Origin of the sequence: Streptomyces sp. NPDC007205 (genome assembly GCF_040634095.1) — a bacterium.
In the GTDB taxonomy this organism is placed as follows: domain Bacteria; phylum Actinomycetota; class Actinomycetes; order Streptomycetales; family Streptomycetaceae; genus Streptomyces.
In genome coordinates, this window is the sequence record NZ_JBEYEW010000001.1 from 36,235 (window position 1) to 53,521 (window position 17,287).

The following is a 17,287-nucleotide window of genomic DNA, read 5'->3' on the forward strand; positions in this document are numbered from 1 at the left end:
CGCCCTGGCCGTCTGCGGAAACGGACCCGGGTGCCCCGCGGTGGCACCCCGGGCTTCGGCGTCGTACCGGCGCCTCCTGGTTCGCCCGCCGGGGCGGTACTTGCATCCGGTGCGGTGAAACGCCTCGGCCGGTGCGCCGCCGACGGGTGGACCCGGTCACACCCGAGGAGGCGTGCGGCAGGCCGCCGGCCGGGCGGGGGGTCGTACCCGGGAACGGAGATCCACTCCGTGAACACCCGTGGTCGGCACGGCTGGACGAGGATCGCGCCACACGCGGTCGGGCTGTTCGCGCCCTGGGCGTACGACTCCGTCGGACGCCTCGGCGGGCGCTGCGCAAGGAGGCCCGCCGGACGGGCGCTGCTCGTTTCGGCGCGGATGCCGCATCCTTGAGATGTGGAGTCTCTCGGGGACGAGTCGGTCGAGCGGAAGGGGAGGGCGCAGGGAATGAGTGCCGGCGCACCTGCTCATAACGCTTCGGTGCACAACCACGAGCACGATGCGACGGACCGGACGGCCGCAAGGCACCATGGACCGATGCGCGACGAGGAGGCGGGCACGGCCCACGGGGTGATCGGTGCGCTCGTACATCGCGCCGTCGACGGGGACGAGCAGGCCACGCACGATCTGCTCGCGCACGTGCACCCGCTGGCGCTGCGCTACTGCCGCACCCGGCTGTCCCGGCTGCCCGGCGACGCGCGCCACTTCGTCGAGGACCTCGCCCAGGAGGTCTGTGTCGCGGTCCTGCTCGCGCTGCCCCGTTATCGCGACACCGGCCGCCCCTTCGAGGCGTTCGTCTTCGCGATCGCCTCCCACAAGGTCGCCGACCTCCAGCGCGCCGCGATGCGCCACCCGGGCTCCACGGCCGTGCCCTCCGACGAGATGCCGGAACGCCCCGACGACTCCCTCGGCCCCGAGGAGCGCGCCCTGCTCAGCAGCGACGCCGAGTGGGCGAAGAAGCTGCTGGCCAACCTCCCCGAGAACCAGCGCGAGCTGCTCCTGCTGCGTATCGCCGTGGGCTTGACCGCGGAGGAGACGGGGCAGATGTTGGGAATGTCACCCGGCGCGGTCCGGGTCGCCCAGCACAGGGCGCTGAGCCGCCTCCGCGCGCTCGCCGAACAGTAATCCCCCAGCACGGAGCCCGTGTAGCTCCTTCGCTGAACAGGTGCGCCGCCGTTTCCGTACGAACATACGAAGCCTGAAGCGACCCCGTACCGTGGAATTTGCTAGCGATGCTTCCCGTTAGCATGGACATCCGCACCGATCAAGGCCATTTGGGGAAGGTGTCATGACTGCCAACGTCGACGGAGTGCCCGGTAAATTCGCGACACTCGGGCTGACCTACGACGACGTGCTGCTGCTGCCGGGCCCGTCGGACATGGCACCCGACGAGATCGACACCGCCTCGTACGTCTCCAAGAACGTGCGGGTCAACATCCCGCTGCTGTCCGCCGCCATGGACAAGGTGACCGAGTCCCGCATGGCGATCGCGATGGCCCGCCAGGGCGGCGTCGGCGTGCTGCACCGCAACCTCTCCATCGAGGACCAGGCCAACCAGGTCGACCTGGTGAAGCGCTCCGAGTCCGGCATGGTCACGGACCCCATCACCATCCACCCGGACGCCACCCTCGCCGAGGCCGACGCCCTGTGCGCCAGGTTCCGCATCAGCGGTGTCCCGGTGACCGACGGCGACAAGAAGCTGCTCGGCATCGTCACCAACCGTGACATGGCCTTCGAGAGCGACCGCAGCCGCCGTGTGCACGAGGTCATGACCCCGATGCCGCTGGTCACCGGCAAGGTCGGCATCTCCGGCCCGGAGGCCATGGAGCTGCTGCGCAAGCACAAGATCGAGAAGCTGCCGCTGGTGGACGGCGAGGGCGTCCTCAAGGGCCTGATCACCGTCAAGGACTTCGTCAAGGCGGAGCAGTACCCGAACGCGGCCAAGGACGCCGAGGGCCGTCTGCTGGTCGGCGCGGCGGTCGGTGTGGCCGGTGACGCCTTCGAGCGTGCCCAGGCCCTCATCGAGGTCGGTGTCGACTTCATCGTCGTGGACACCGCGCACGGCCACTCCCGGCTGGTCGGCGACATGATCGCCAAGATCAAGTCGAACTCCTCCGGCGTCGACGTCATCGGCGGCAACGTCGCCACGCGCGACGGCGCCCAGGCCCTGGTCGACGCGGGCGCCGACGGCATCAAGGTCGGTGTCGGACCGGGCTCCATCTGCACCACGCGCGTGGTCGCCGGCGTCGGCGTCCCGCAGGTCACCGCGATCTACGAGGCCGCGCTCGCCGCCAAGGAGGCCGGTGTCCCGGTCATCGGCGACGGCGGTCTGCAGTACTCAGGCGACATCGCCAAGGCCCTGGTCGCGGGTGCCGACACGGTGATGCTCGGCTCGCTGCTCGCGGGCTGCGAGGAGTCCCCGGGCGAGCTGCTGTTCATCAACGGCAAGCAGTTCAAGTCGTACCGCGGCATGGGGTCGCTGGGTGCCATGCAGACCCGCGGCGACCGCAGGTCGTTCTCCAAGGACCGCTACTTCCAGGAGGGCGTCGCCTCCGACGAGCAGCTGATCCCCGAGGGCATCGAGGGCCAGGTGCCCTACCGCGGCCCGCTGTCCTCCGTCGTCCACCAGCTGGTCGGCGGCCTGCGCCAGTCGATGTTCTACGTCGGCGGCAGCACCGTCCCCGAGCTGCAGGCCAACGGCCGGTTCGTGCGGATCACCTCGGCGGGCCTGAAGGAGAGCCACCCGCACGACATCCAGATGACGGTCGAGGCGCCGAACTACAGCAGCAAGCGGTGACGAGCAAGAAGTGACGAGCGAAAAGTGACGCTCACGCGCGCGTGAAGCTCACGCAACGGCGGCCCAGGAGCATCCGGGGCCGCCGTTGTCGTACCCGTCGGCGATACTGGAAGGCGCTGCAACGCATAGGGAAAGGCCACCAACGTGACTGAGATCGAGATCGGGCGCGGCAAGCGCGGCCGCCGGGCGTACGCCTTCGACGACATCGCCGTCGTCCCCAGCCGCCGTACGCGGGACCCGAAGGAGGTCTCGATCGCCTGGCAGATCGACGCCTACCGCTTCGAGCTGCCCTTCCTGGCCGCCCCCATGGACTCGGTCGTCTCCCCGGCCACCGCGATCCGCATCGGCGAGCTGGGCGGCCTCGGCGTCCTCAACCTCGAGGGCCTGTGGACGCGGCACGAGGACCCGCAGCCGCTGCTGGACGAGATCGCCGGGCTGCCCGCCGAGCAGGCGACCCGCCGCCTCCAGGAGATCTACGCGGCGCCCATCAAGGAGGAGCTGATCGGCGCGCGCATCAAGGAGGTGCGCGACTCCGGCGTGGTCACCGCGGCCGCGCTCTCCCCGCAGCGCACCGCCCAGTTCTCCAAGGCGGTCGTGGACGCGGGCGTGGACATCTTCGTCATCCGCGGTACGACGGTGTCGGCGGAGCACGTCTCCCACTCGAGCGAGCCGCTGAACCTGAAGCAGTTCATCTACGAGCTGGACGTCCCGGTGATCGTCGGCGGCTGCGCCACCTACACCGCCGCCCTGCACCTGATGCGCACCGGCGCGGCCGGCGTCCTGGTCGGCTTCGGCGGCGGCGCCGCCCACACCACGCGCAACGTGCTGGGCATCCAGGTCCCGATGGCCACCGCCGTCGCCGACGTGGCCGCGGCCCGCCGTGACTACATGGACGAGTCCGGCGGCCGGTACGTGCACGTGATCGCGGACGGCGGTGTCGGCTGGTCCGGCGACCTGCCCAAGGCGATCGCCTGCGGCGCCGACGCGGTGATGATGGGCTCCCCGCTGGCCCGCGGCACGGACGCGCCCGGCAAGGGCCACCACTGGGGCATGGAGGCGGTCAACGAGGAGCTGCCCCGCGGCAAGAAGGTCGACCTGGGCACGGTCGGCACGATCGAGGAGATCCTCACCGGCCCGTCCCACACCCCCGACGGCTCGATGAACTTCTTCGGCGCTCTGCGCCGTGCGATGGCCACCACCGGCTACAGCGAGCTGAAGGAGTTCCAGCGGGTCGAGGTGACGGTCGCGGACAGCCAGCACCGCCGCTGACCCGTCGTCGTAGGCGAAGGGCCCGTCCACCGTCAGAGCGGTGGGCGGGCCCTTTCCCGTGCGGGCGCAGTTCTACCGGGAGGCCTTCCTGGAGCCGGAGAACGCGGCTGCCGCGCCGATGGCCAGGAAGAGGAAGGTCTTCACGTCGGCGTCCTTCTTCCAGACCTCCTGGAGGTCCCCGAAGTTCTTGAAGAAGACCTCGTTGAAGCTCACGCCGAAGTGATCGGCGATGATCATCGCGTCGCCGACCAGCTGGCCGAGGTAGACCGCGCCGAGCGCCAGGACGGCGCTGATGACCGGGAGGGCCGGGTTGCGGCCGCCCGCCTTGCCGGCCGCGACACCGACGACGAAGCCGACGCCGACGGCCGCGTAGCCGATCTCGTGTTTGGTGGCGCCGGCGATGACCCCGTAGAGCGCTGCGGCGGCCACGGCGGCGGCGAGCGCGGCCACCAGGCCGAGCACCAGGTTGTTCCGGACCGGCGCGGGCGGCGCCGGCGGCGCGGCGAAGGCGCCCGGCTGCGGCGGGTACGGCGTTCCCGGGTACGGCGTTCCCGGGGCCGGGGCCGGGGCCTGCTGAGCGTACGGGTTGCCGGCCACCGGACCGGACTGTGGCGGCTGAGGTGGTGGAGCTGACTGGCTCATGACAGGAATCCCCCCGAGGTGGAGCACAACCGAAGAACGGGAAACGGAAGAGGCTCGCGCGCCTGTGTGCGGCGAGTCCGGGGGAGACTAACAGCCGGGGACGACACCGCCCCCGGCTGTTTTCCGTTCGTGACCGGGCTCAGAGCCGGTGCGCCGCCCCCGTGGGCGTGGCCCCGCGTGTGTCCAGCAGCAGCTGGGCCTTCACCGACAGCCCCTGCAGGTCGTACGTCCGGTGGTGCTGCAGCAGGATCGTCAGGTCGGCCTCGGCGGCGGCCTCGTAGAGTGCCTCCGCGCGCGGGACCGGGCGGTCCAGCACGTTCCAGGAGGCCACATAGGGGTCGTGGTAGCTCACGGAGGCGCCCAGCTCCATCAGCCGGATCGCGATCTCCTGGGCGGGTGCTGCCTGCTGGTCGGCGAGGTCGGGCTTGTAGGTGACGCCGAGCAGCAGCACGCGGGCGCCCCGGGCGGACTTGCCGTGCTCGTTGAGGAGGGTGGCCGCGCGCTGGATGACATAGCGCGGCATCCGGCTGTTGACCTGCTGGGCCAGCTCCACCATGCGCAGGGTGCGGGTGGCGTGGCCGGTGAGGTCCTGTGGGACGCCGTGCCCGCCGACGCCGGGTCCGGGCCGGAAGGCCTGGAAGCCGAACGGCTTGGTCTCCGCGCAGCGGATCACGTCCCACAGGTCGACGCCCAGCTCGTGGCAGAGCACGGCCATCTCGTTGACCAGCGCGATGTTGACGTGCCGGAAATTGGTCTCCAGCAGCTGCACCGTCTCGGCCTCGCGCAGCCCACGCGCGCGTACCACCTTGTCGGTGAGCCGGCCGTAGAAGGCGGCGGCCGACTCGGTGCACGCGGGGGTGAGGCCACCGATGACCTTGGGGGTGTTGGCGGGGGTGTGCTCGCGGTTCCCGGGGTCGACCCGGCTGGGGGAGTAGGCGAGGTGGAAGTCGCGGCCGGCGCGGAGCCCGGAGCCCTTCTCCAGCAGGGGCCGCAGGAACTCCTCCGTCGTTCCGGGCAGCACGGGTGACTCCAGGATGACCGTGGTGTGCGGGCGGAGCCGCTCGGCGAGGGTGCGGGCGGCCGCCTCCACCTGGCCGAGGTCGAGCCCGCCGTCGGCGCCGCGCGGGCTCGACGCGCAGATCACCGCGGTGCGCACCCGGCCGAGCTGGGCCGGGTCGGTCCCGGGCCGGAAGCCCGCCGCGTGCATCCGGCGCAGCTCGGCGGGGCTGAGCGAGCCCGCCTCGGGGCCGGTCGCGTAGCCGATGGTGGCGATGCCTGCGGCGACGGCGGCCTGGGCGAGCGGCAAACCGTAGGGGCCGAGTCCGATGACGGCGAGGTCTGAGGGCATGCGTGGGCCGTCCTTCCCAGTAGCCGAAGCGGAACAGGTACGCAACCGCTGCCGACAGGGTGAGCGAGTGCTCTGTCAGACTAGGTACATATATGACCGTTACGTCTGATTGTGTCCGTGTGTCTCCGTGTGTCTTCCAGGGTTGTGCGCAAGTTGTCCACAGGTTGGGAGTCCGTGGTGGCTGAAGCAGGGCAACCCCGTCAGAATTTGGGCATGAGGAGGGGACGAACCGGGCTTCGCCCGCCGGGTGCGGCCGACGCGAGCGAGTGTGCGACAGCGGGAGGCAGCGGTGAGGACAGCGACTCTGGGGCCGGCGCAGCGCGCCGAGGCACTGGCGGCGATGGCGGAGCGCGAGCTGGACATCCTGGTGATAGGCAGCGGAGTCGTGGGCGCGGGCACCGCGCTGGACGCCGTCACACGCGGCCTGTCCACCGGTCTGGTCGAGGCCCGCGACTGGGCGTCCGGGACCTCCAGCCGGTCCAGCAAACTCGTCCACGGCGGTCTGCGCTATCTGGAGATGCTCGACTTCGCGCTCGTCCGTGAGGCCCTGAAGGAGCGCGGTCTGCTCCTGGAGCGGCTCGCCCCGCACCTGGTCAAGCCGGTGCCGTTCCTGTATCCGCTGCAGCACAAGGGCTGGGAGCGGCTGTACGCGGGCTCGGGCGTGGCCTTGTACGACGCGATGTCCATGGCCCGCGGCCACGGCCGGGGCCTGCCCCTGCACCGCCATCTGTCCCACCGTCACGCGCTGCGCGTCGCCCCCTGCCTGAAGAAGGACGCCCTGGTCGGCGCCCTGCAGTACTACGACGCCCAGATGGACGACGCCCGCTTCGTGGCCACCCTGGTGCGCACGGCGGCGTCCTACGGCGCGAAGGCGGCCAACCGCGCGCGCGTGACCGGGTTCCTGCGCGAGGGCGAGCGCGTCGTCGGCGCCCGGGTGCAGGACGTGGAGGGCGGCGGGGAGTACGAGATCCGTGCCAAGCAGATCGTCAACGCGACCGGCGTGTGGACCGACGACACGCAGGCCATGGTGGGCGAGCGCGGCCAGTTCCACGTCCGCGCCTCCAAGGGCATCCACCTGGTCGTGCCCAAGGACCGCATCCACTCCACCACCGGCCTGATCCTGCGCACCGAGAAGTCCGTCCTCTTCGTCATCCCCTGGGGCCGGCACTGGATCATCGGCACCACCGACACCGACTGGGACCTCGACAAGGCCCACCCGGCGGCGTCCAGCGCCGACATCGACTACCTGCTGGAACACGTCAACTCGGTGCTCGCGGTGCCGCTCGGCCGCGACGACGTACAGGGCGTGTACGCCGGTCTGCGCCCGCTGCTCGCCGGGGAGTCCGACGCCACCAGCAAGCTGTCCCGCGAGCACACGGTCGCCCATCCGGTGCCGGGACTCGTGGTCGTGGCGGGCGGCAAGTACACCACGTACCGGGTGATGGCGAAGGACGCGGTCGACGAGGCCGTGCACGGCCTGGACATGCGGGTCGCCGAGTGCGTGACCGAGGAGACCCCGCTGCTGGGCGCGGAGGGGTACTACGCCCTGTGGAACGCGCGCGCCCGGATCGCCGCCCGCACCGGACTGCACGTGGCCCGCGTGGAGCACCTCCTGAACCGGTACGGCTCCCTGGCCGAGGAGGTCCTCGATCTCGTCGCCGCCGACTCCGCCCTGGGCGAGCCGCTGGCCGCAGCCGACGACTATCTGCGCGCCGAGGTGGTGTACGCCGCCTCGCACGAGGGCGCCCGGCACCTGGACGACGTCCTCACCCGCCGCACCCGCATCTCCATCGAGACCTTCGACCGGGGCACCCGCAGCGCCCGTGCGGCGGCCGAGCTGATGGCGCCTGTCCTCGGCTGGGACAAGGACCAGATCGAGCGCGAGGTCGAGCACTACGAGAAGCGGGTGGAGGCCGAGCGGGAGTCCCAGCTCCAGCCCGACGATCAGACGGCGGACGCGGCGCGGCTGGGAGCCCCGGACATCGTGCCGCTCGGCTGAGGGCGGAGCCGGACGTTCCGCGGACGCCGGGCAGCTGAGGCCGCCGACAGCCGAACGGCCGTCACCCCCGTGAGCAGAACGCGCACTTCGCCCGGCTTCCGGCATGTTGGCCCCGCCCGGACGAAGGGGCCCCTGGGCGTCGAGCACTTGTCGAGTGAGAGACAATGGAGGCTCTGTCAGGGCGGGTTGTTTGAGGGGACGCATGTCGGAGGCGGAGCGGGCGGGTACATCTCGTCAGGGGACTCGTCAGGACAAGAGCGAGCGTCGTCTCCTCGCCGGGCGGTACCGGCTGGGAGACGTGCTGGGCCGGGGCGGCATGGGCACGGTCTGGCGCGCCGAGGACGAGACCCTGGGCCGGACGGTCGCCGTCAAGGAGCTGCGGTTCCCGTCGAACATCGACGAGGAGGAGAAGCGGCGCCTGATCACGCGCACCCTGCGCGAGGCCAAGGCGATCGCCCGGATCCGCAACAACAGCGCGGTGACGGTCTACGACGTGGTCGACGAGGACGACCGGCCGTGGATCGTCATGGAGTTGGTGGAGGGCAAGTCCCTCGCCGAGGTCATCCGCGAGGACGGCCTGCTGGAGCCGAAGCGCGCCGCCGAGGTCGGCCTCGCCATCCTCGACGTGCTGCGTTCCGCGCACCGCGAGGGCATCCTGCACCGGGACGTGAAGCCGTCCAACGTGCTCATCGCCGAGGACGGCCGGGTCGTCCTCACCGACTTCGGCATCGCGCAGGTCGAGGGTGACCCGTCCATCACCTCCACCGGCATGCTCGTCGGCGCCCCCTCCTACATCTCCCCGGAGCGCGCCCGCGGTCACAAGCCGGGCCCGGCGGCCGACCTCTGGTCGCTCGGCGGGCTGTTGTACGCGGCGGTCGAGGGCGTTCCCCCGTACGACAAGGGCTCGGCGATCGCCACGCTCACCGCGGTGATGACCGAGCCCCTGGACGAGCCCAAGAACGCGGGCCCGCTCAGGGACGTCCTCTACGGCCTGCTCACCAAGGACCCGGCCAAGCGGCTCGACGACGCCGGCGCACGGGCGATGCTCAACAAGGTGATCCACGCGCCCGAGCCGGAGCCCATGGACGCCACACGGGTGGTTCCGCTGCCGACGCAGCCCGGCCCGTCCGAGGACGAGCAGGGCGGGGCCAAGCGGGGCGACGAGGCCGCGGAGAAGCTGCGCGGCGCGCTGCGGTCGGTGCGCAAGGCGGCCGGGGCGGCGGCCACCGCAGCGGCGTCGGCGCGGACGAAGAGCGGCGGCACCACGGCCGCGCCGGGCGCCGGCGAAGCGGCGGGCGCGGGCGGCGCCACGGCCGGCGGGGCACGCCCGGCCGTCCCCGGCGGCGCGCGTCCGGCGTCCTCCGGCGGAGCGCGGCCCGGCCCCTCCACCGGGCCCGGTGCCGGATCGGTCGGACGGCCGGGCGGCCCGGCCTCGGGTGCCACCGGTGCACCGAACTCCAGCGCGAACAAGGCGCGTTCGGGCTGGCCCGTGATGCCGCCGCCGGATCTGGACCTGCCGCCGTGGCCGGTGCCGAGGGCGCCGCTGACCGACGTGGTACCCAGGCGCACGCTGGTGATCATCGCCGTAGTGGTCGTCCTCGCGGTGCTCGGCACCGTCCTGGCCTTCGCCCTGAGCGACGACGGCAAGGGCGGCAAGAACAGCGGCGCCGGGGCGGCGGCGAGCGCCAGTGCGTCCACCGAGCAGGACAAGAGCGGCAAGAGCACGAACCGCGGGACACGGACGGACGGGGCGGGCCCGACGTCGGCCGGCGCCGGTGCCGCGTCCGGCCACGCGGCCGACGCGAGCGCGTCCGCCGACGCCCCCGGCTCGGCCGGCTCCTCCGGCGCGAAGGGCGGCGGGAGCGCGCCGGCGGTGTCGACCCGCAAGGCCGGCCAGGGCTACTCGATCGGCCTGCCCAAGGGATGGTCGTACAAGTCCACCGGGGGCGCCGGTGACCGCTACACCGGTCCCGACGGGCAGAAGCTGCTCGTCGGCTGGACCGGCAGCCCCAAGGACGACCCGGTGGCCGACTGGAGGAACCAGGAAGGCGGCATGATGCGCTCCCAGTACCACAGGATCCGCATCGAGAAGGTGGACTACCGCCACTGGAACACGGCCGACTGGGAGTTCACCTACGTCGACGACGACGGCACCGAGTACCGCACCATCGACCGCGGGTTCGTGGTCAACGGCCGTCTCGGGTACGGGCTGATGTACACGGCGAAGGCGGCGAACTGGGACAGCGCGCTGCGCAAGGACACCTGGAAGACGCTGACGGCGTCCTTCGAGCCCAAGTCGTAGACAGCGGACGTCGGTTTGCGGCGTGAGAATCCGTCATCCACTCCGTGCGGGTTGCCTCCGGCACGTATCGTGAATGGTTGCGGACCGTACGCAGCCGGGTGTGTGTGCGGAACGGGTCGTGACGCGAACGGATATGACCAGCCGGGCGGCCGGGGGAGGCACAGTGGAGGACTATGCGGGTCGGGTGCTCGCCGACCGCTACCGCCTGCCGTTGCCGCCCTCCGACGCGTACGAACTCACCGAGACCCGCGCCTTCGACACCTACAGCGGACAGGAAGTGCTCGTCCGGCAGGTGCCGTTGCCGGAGGTCGTCGAGGCCGAGGTGCTCGACACGGAGGGACTGCCCGAAGGCTTCACCGCGCGTGAGCGCGGGGCCGGTGCCGGGACCCGGCGGACGGCGGACGCCCGGACCGCCACCCGGCGGCCCGCCGACCCGGCCGTACGGCGCGCCGTCGAGGCCGTGCAGGCGGCGGCCCGTATCCCCGACCATCCGCGCCTCGACCAGGTCTTCGACGTGTTCGCCGAGGGCGGTTCGCTGTGGATCGTCAGCGAGTTGGTGGCCGCGCGCCCGCTCGCCGCGCTGCTCGCCGAGCAGCCGCTGTCCCCGTACCGGGCGGCCGAGGTCGCCTCCGACGTGCTCATGGCGCTACGGGTGCTGCACGGGCACGGCTGGGTGCACCGCAACATCACCGCCCGCACGGTGCTGGTCTGCGACGACGGCCGTGTGATGCTGACCGGCCTCGCCGTCGGCGCCGCGGAGGAGGCGTTGTGCGGGTACGACCCGGTACCGGCCCAGGACGGTATGGCGGAGGAAGCTCCGGGCACGGCGGGAGCGGTGGGCGGAACCGGGACGGCCGGGGCCGGGCCGGGCGCAGCCACTGGTTCCGGCGGCGGGCCGGGCGCTGCCTCTGGTTCCGGCGGCGGTCCGGGCGTGGTGGGCCGGGCCGGGGCGGCGGGGGCCGGGCCGGGTGCGGTGGGCGGAGCCGGCGCGGTGGGGGCCGGGCCGGGTGCCGGCGCCGGTTCGGCCGGAGCGGGAGCGCATCCTTCCGCGGACGTCGTCGACCCCGAGGCCGCACGCCGGGCCGCGATCCAGGCACGAGCGGCCGGAGGGCTGAACGGGGTGCCCGGCGGTACCGGGGCGCCCGGCCCGGCGGGGCAACGGTCCCTGGAGAGCGGCGCGGACATCCGTGCCGCCCGCGCCGGTGCCATCGCCGCGTACCGCGCGGGCGCCCGTGCCGCTGCCCGGGTGCAGGAGACCCGGCAGAACGGGCGCGCCGCCCTGCCCGGGGCCCGGCCGCCCGCCGAGGGCGGCGCCGGTGCCGACCGGACCGACGGTACGACGCGGTCGCCGTACCCCGGCGGCCCAGGCGGCCCCGGCGGCCCGACACCGCCCGGCCGCGTCGCCGGTCCCTACGGAGCACCGGGCGAATCCTGGCCCGACAGCGCGCCACGCCCCGGTGCCGCCGACGGCTCCCCCGGCCTGGGCGGCGGCTCGCAGCGGGCCGGACTCGCCCCGGCGGGGCAGCGTCCCGTGGGCCCGGTCGTGCCCGGACAGATGTCCGCTCCGGAGTACCGGACCGGTCAGGCCGGCGACCTGCCCTCCCTGCTTCCCCAGCAGGCCCAGGCCGGCCCCCGTTGGGACGGCTCAGGTGCGGCCCTGACCGGTGCCCGGCGCGGGCCCGGCACCGCGTTGGCGGTCGAGCGGGCGCGGCAGGTGCGGATGACCGTCGTGGGGCCGGTGACCGAGCGGTGGGCGCCGGAGCAGGCCGGTCCCGTGCACGAGAACTGGCAGCTGGCGGCGCCGATCGGGCCGGCGACCGATCTGTGGGCGCTGGGCGCGTTGTTGTTCCGGGCCGTGCAGGGACACGCGCCCTACCCGGAGGATTCGACGGCCGAGCTGGTGCAGCTGGTGTGCGCCGAGCCGCCCGCCTTCGCCGAGGAGTGCGGTCCGCTGCGGCCGGTCGTGGAGTCGCTGCTGCGCCAGGACCCCACCGAACGGCTGGACTTCGAGGAACTGAACGGCTGGCTGCGCTCACTGGTGCGCTCCGCGCCCGAGCCGGACGCCGGCACCCACGTCGTACCCGTGCCGTCCGCCGATCCGAGCCGGCTGCCGATCGTGCGGCGCCGCGGCGAGCTGGTGCGGATGCGACGCCGCCGCGCCGGGCTGCCCGAGGACCATCCGCATGGCCGGCACAAGCGAGCCAGGGCCCGGCAGGAGGAGCGTTCCCCGCGCGGTCTCGGCCGGACGCTGCTCCTGCTGATCCTGCTCCTGCTGGCCGGCGCGATCGCCTACGCCATGCTGTTCATGCCCGGACAGGGGGAGAACGCGGCTGCGGGCAGCGACCGCACCGGGACCGCGGGGGAGGCGAGTCCCGCGCCGTCGCACACCGGGCAGCAGCCCCCCTCCGGGCCGGGCACGCCGAAGAGCAGCGCGCCCGCCACCGAGACCCAGACCGGCGGCGACACGTCCGTCGCCGACGGCTTCACCCTGCGCAAGGACCCCGACGGCTTCCAGGTGGCCGTAGGCAAGGGCTGGGACCGAAGCCCGAAGAACGGCAGCGGCCAGGTCCTGTACACCCACGGGAACTTCGAGCTGATCGTCGTACCCGGGAGGGACAGCGCGTCGGCGTACGGCAGTGACCCGATGGCCTACCAGCGGGACAAGGAGCGCGAACTCCAGCCGTACCGGGACACCAGCTGGGCCACGGCCACTGGCCTGAGAACCATCGAGGTGGGCGGACGGACGATGGCCGAGGGGCAGTTCACCTGGACCGACGGGCAGGGGCGCGACCTGTTCGTGCGGAACATGGCGATCCTGCTGAACGGCCGCTACCACGTCGTCCAGGTCCGCGGTACGGAGGCCGACCGGGACGAGGTGACGCGGCTCTACGAGCAGGCCACGGCGACGTACCGCTACACGGGTTGAGCGCCCTGTACACGGGGGCGGCGACAACCGTCACAGTGCTGTCACCTTGGTACCCCGCTGGTTCCCTGCCGGCAGGGCGGTCCTTAACCTGACCCTGTCAAGAGCATTGCGGGGCAACGTGAATCAGATGCAGGGCCTGCTCATAGCGGGCCGCTACCGGCTTGCCGATTCCATCGGCAGCGGCGGCATGGGCCGGGTGTGGCGCGCCCACGACGAGGTACTGAACCGGACGGTCGCCGTCAAGGAGTTGACCGCCGCGCTCTACGTCTCCGACAGCGACCGGGCCGTTCTGCTCGCCCGCACCCGGGCCGAGGCCCGCGCGGCCGCGCGCATCAACCACTCCGCGGTCGTCACCGTGCACGACGTGCTCGAACACGACGGCCGCCCCTGGATCGTCATGGAGCTGGTCGAGGGCAACTCGCTGGCCGACGCGGTCAAGGAACGGGGGCGCGTCGAGCCCCGCGAGGCCGCCCGCATCGGCCTGTGGGTGCTGCGGGCGCTGCGCGCCGCGCACTCCGCCGGCGTACTGCACCGGGACGTCAAGCCCGGCAACGTCCTCCTCGGCCGTGACGGCAGGGTGCTGCTCACCGACTTCGGCATCGCCCAGATCGAGGGCGACTCCACCATCACCCGCACCGGAGAGGTCGTCGGCTCCGTCGACTACCTCGCGCCCGAGCGGGTGCGCGGTCACGACCCGGGCCCGGCCTCGGACCTGTGGGCCCTCGGCGCCACGCTGTACACGGCGGTCGAGGGCCGGTCGCCGTTCCGCCGCACCTCACCGCTGAGCACCATGCAGGCGGTCGTCGAGGAGCAGGCCGACGAGACACGCCACGCCGGTGTGCTCGGCCCCGTCATAGCCGCCCTGCTGCGCAAGGAACCGGACCGGCGGCCGGGTGCGGAGGAGGCGGAGCAGCTGCTCGCCGAGGCGGCCGAGGGCCGCCGCCCGCACCCGGCCCAGGCGTTCGTCCCGACGCAGGGCTCGGGCGTGCACACCCGGGGGACGGGCCACCCGGCCGCCTCGGGTTACGGCCCCCCGGGGACCACTGCCGGCTACGGCTCCCCCGAGCCCACTCCGGGTCATGGCTCCGCAGAGTCCACTCCGGGCTACGGCTCCAAGGGGGCCACAGCCGGTTACGGCTCCACAGGGGCCGTTTCCGGTTACGGCTCCACCGGTCATGCGCCCGGTTACGAGCCCGCGGGGTCCGGCCCCGGCTACGGCCGCACCAGCCACGCGCCCGGTTACGAACCCGGCGGGACCACCCACGGCTACGGCCCCGGAAACCCCGGAGCGCCGGGCCCGGGTCGTTCCGCGACCGGGCCGACGGCCGTGGCGCCCACGCCCCCGGGCGCGGCGGGCGGCCCGGCGACGGCACGGCCCCGTCCCCGGCGCCGGCTGCGCACCCTCGTGCTCGTCGTCGCCGTCGCGGCCGTGCTCGGCGGTGGCGCGGCGGTGGTCTTCCAGGAGTGGGGCGGCGGTGCGCAGCGGAACACCGGGTCGAACGGGGGCGCGAGCCCGGCCACGACGTCACCCTCCGCGAGCGGCAGCCCCGCGCCGGGCGCCGACCGGACCATGCCCGCCTCGTGGAAGCCGTACCACGACCCCTGGGGTTTCACCGTCTACCTGCCCAGGGGCTGGTCCCGGAAGGTCGTCGGCGTTCCCGCCGACGGCCTGCGGCAGGTCGACTACTCGCCCGACCACGGCCGGCACTTCGTCCGCATCGCCATCGACAGCTCGCCGGACTTCCCCAACGCCTTCGAGCACCAGAAGGACCTGGAACAGCAGCTGCAGCGGCTGGTCGGCTACAAACGGGTGGCCATGAAGCAGAACATCTACCGCGACCGCCCGGGCTCGCTGTGGGAGTACACCTGGACGGCGCTGAAGAAGGACCCGCCGTCCGGTCCGCGCCACGCGATCGAGGAGACGTACTTCTCGCGCGGCGGCACCGAGTACGCCCTCTACGTGTCGTCACCGGCCGAAGACTGGGCGGAGGCCACCAAGCAGTTCAAGTGGGTGCTGCAGAGCTGGCAGCAGCCGGACGAGGGCTGAACGACGGCTGATACGGCCGAAAAACGCTGGTAGATCGGCCCGGCTTGGCCGATCGGCGCCCCGGAGCGCATGGGTCCGGTGCGGCATGATGGGGCGCATGGGGACCGAGGGCGCCGACTTCCGGGTGATCGCGGGCCGTTACCGCCTGGAGACACGCATCGGGCGTGGCGGCATGGGCGTCGTGTGGCAGGCTGTCGACCAGGTGCTGGGACGGCGTGTCGCGGTCAAGGAACTCCTCCCGGACGACTCCCTCGCCGAGGACGACGCGCGGCGCCGCCGGGACCGTACCTTCCGCGAGGCGCGGGCGGTCGCCCAGTTGCGGCATCCGCACATCATCGTCGTGCACGACGTGGTGGAGCAGGACGAACGCCCTTACCTGGTCATGGAGTTGATCGACGGCGGCTCGCTGGCCGACCGGATCTCGCGGCGGGGCCCGGTCGACGCCGCAGAGGCCGCGCGGATCGGCGTCGCCCTGCTCAGCGCGGTGCACACCGCGCACGAGGCAGGGGTGCTGCACCGGGACATCAAGCCCGCGAACGTCCTGATCGAGTCCGGCACCGGGCGGGTCGTGCTGACCGACTTCGGGATCGCACAGGTCGAGGGCGCCACCACGCTCACCGAGACCGGCTCCTTCGTCGGCTCGCCCGAATACACCGCGCCGGAGCGGATGTCGGGGCTGCGCACCGGGCCGGAGTCCGACCTGTGGTCGGTGGGCGCGCTGCTGTGCACGGTGCTCAGCGGCGAGTCGCCGTTCCGGCGCGACTCGCTCGGCGGCATCCTGCACGCCGTCGTCGCCGCCGAGATCCGGCCCCCCGCCGAGGCCGAGCCGCTGCTGCCGGTCGTACGGGGGCTGCTGGAACGCGACCCCGACCGGCGGCTCGGCGCCGCCGCGGCGGAGCAGATGCTGCGGACGTTCCTGGAGACGGGCCGGACACCGGAGGCTCCGGGGCCGCCCGGCACCCCGGCCGCCGGGCGCGGCCACCGCATCGGCGGGGGCTGGACGCCGAGGCCCGGCGCGCCGGGAGGCCGTACACCGAGGTCGGGGGCCGCGGCGGACGGCGCGCCGTGGTCCGGGGCCACGGGCAGCGCCCCCACGCCACAGGCTGCCGCCCCCTACCCACCCACCGAGCCGGCCCTTGCGCACCACGGGCCACAGCCGCCCACCGCGTCCGGGCCGGCGGCCGAGCCCCCGCCCCGGACGTCCACGCGCGGGGTGCTGATCGCCGCCCTGCTCGTCGCCGCGCTGGCCGGGGCCGGCGTGTCGGCGGCGGCGCTGCTGCTGCACCGGGGCGGCGGCGGGGGCGGCGGCAGCCACGGCGGCACGGTGACGTCGCCGGCTTCCGGGACCGGTACGCGCCCGGCGTCGTCGCCGGCCTCGTCCCCGGCATCCGGCACCGCCGTGCCGGCCCCCACCGCGACACGCCCGACGCCGACCGGCCCCGCCTCGACCGGCTCGCGCACCGCGCCCTCCGGTTTCCGCACCGCCCGCGACCCGGCCGGCTTCTCCCTCGCCGTACCGCAGGACTTCACCCGCAGTCCGCAGGGCGAGCGCGTCTTCTACCTCTCGCCCGGCCAGACCTTCCGCCTCGGCGTCAAGGCGACCGGTCCCCAGCCGGGCGGCCCCCAGGGCGTGATGGAACGTTCGGCCGCCAAGGGCCCGGCCGCCAACCCGGGTTACCGCGACGGCCGGATCACCCCCACCACGCACAACGGACACCCCGCCGCGCTGTGGGAGTTCACCTGGGACGGCTTCAGCGCGGCGGAGGGCCCGCGCCACACCTACGACCTGTGCTGGGAGGAGGCCGGGCGGATGTACGACGTGTGGGTGTCGGCGCCGGTCGGCAAGGTGCGGGAGGCGCGGGAGTACTTCGACGTGGCAGTCGACACCTTCCGGGCGGGCTCCTGACCTGCCGCTCGGTCACGGGTGTGTGACCGGTTCGCGTTCCCTGTGGCTGCGGGC

10 protein-coding genes are annotated in these 17,287 nt (G+C 73.2%); 8 read left to right on the forward strand and 2 right to left on the reverse strand.

Annotated features, from left to right (window positions below):
* The first annotated feature begins 534 nt into the window (after positions 1 to 534).
* From ABZ624_RS00200 to ABZ624_RS00210, 3 genes are all read left to right on the forward strand, one after another.
* A complete protein-coding gene (locus ABZ624_RS00200) occupies positions 535 to 1,122 on the forward strand; it encodes a sigma-70 family RNA polymerase sigma factor (protein ID WP_360081307.1) in 588 nt (195 codons plus the stop codon).
* A 163-nt stretch (positions 1,123 to 1,285) separates the two neighbouring features.
* A complete protein-coding gene (gene guaB / locus ABZ624_RS00205; RefSeq protein WP_360081308.1) occupies positions 1,286 to 2,794 on the forward strand; it encodes an IMP dehydrogenase in 1,509 nt (502 codons plus the stop codon).
* Between the two features lie 144 nt (positions 2,795 to 2,938).
* On the forward strand, positions 2,939 to 4,063 hold the full coding sequence (locus ABZ624_RS00210; RefSeq protein WP_351238991.1) for a GuaB3 family IMP dehydrogenase-related protein: 1,125 nt from the start codon (positions 2,939 to 2,941) through the stop codon (positions 4,061 to 4,063).
* A 72-nt stretch (positions 4,064 to 4,135) separates the two neighbouring features.
* Here ABZ624_RS00210 and ABZ624_RS00215 read toward each other — a convergent pair whose 3' ends face one another.
* Together ABZ624_RS00215 and ABZ624_RS00220 are read right to left on the reverse strand one after the other, a co-directional pair.
* Positions 4,136 to 4,705 carry a hypothetical protein gene (locus tag ABZ624_RS00215; protein ID WP_360081309.1) on the reverse strand — a complete coding sequence of 190 codons (570 nt, stop codon included), beginning with the start codon at positions 4,703 to 4,705 and terminating at the stop codon, positions 4,136 to 4,138.
* Between the two features lie 139 nt (positions 4,706 to 4,844).
* Positions 4,845 to 6,053, reverse strand: a complete 1,209-nt coding sequence (locus ABZ624_RS00220) for a nucleotide sugar dehydrogenase (RefSeq protein ID WP_360081310.1) — start codon at positions 6,051 to 6,053, stop codon at positions 4,845 to 4,847.
* 289 nt (positions 6,054 to 6,342) lie between these two features.
* On the opposite strand from ABZ624_RS00220, the gene ABZ624_RS00225 reads away from it, so the two are divergent.
* From ABZ624_RS00225 to ABZ624_RS00245, 5 genes are all read left to right on the forward strand, one after another.
* On the forward strand, positions 6,343 to 8,052 hold the full coding sequence (locus tag ABZ624_RS00225) for a glycerol-3-phosphate dehydrogenase/oxidase (RefSeq protein ID WP_360081311.1): 1,710 nt from the start codon (positions 6,343 to 6,345) through the stop codon (positions 8,050 to 8,052).
* 202 nt (positions 8,053 to 8,254) lie between these two features.
* Positions 8,255 to 10,354, forward strand: a complete 2,100-nt coding sequence (locus ABZ624_RS00230; protein ID WP_360081312.1) for a serine/threonine-protein kinase — start codon at positions 8,255 to 8,257, stop codon at positions 10,352 to 10,354.
* A gap of 133 nt (positions 10,355 to 10,487) precedes the next feature.
* Positions 10,488 to 13,280 carry a protein kinase gene (locus ABZ624_RS00235; RefSeq protein ID WP_360082103.1) on the forward strand — a complete coding sequence of 931 codons (2,793 nt, stop codon included), beginning with the start codon at positions 10,488 to 10,490 and terminating at the stop codon, positions 13,278 to 13,280.
* Positions 13,281 to 13,407: 127 nt separating this feature from the next.
* Entirely contained in the window at positions 13,408 to 15,327 is a 1,920-nt protein-coding gene (locus tag ABZ624_RS00240; protein ID WP_360081313.1) for a serine/threonine-protein kinase, read from the forward strand.
* A 97-nt stretch (positions 15,328 to 15,424) separates the two neighbouring features.
* Positions 15,425 to 17,233, forward strand: a complete 1,809-nt coding sequence (locus ABZ624_RS00245) for a protein kinase (RefSeq protein ID WP_360081314.1) — start codon at positions 15,425 to 15,427, stop codon at positions 17,231 to 17,233.
* Positions 17,234 to 17,287: the final 54 nt, after the last annotated feature.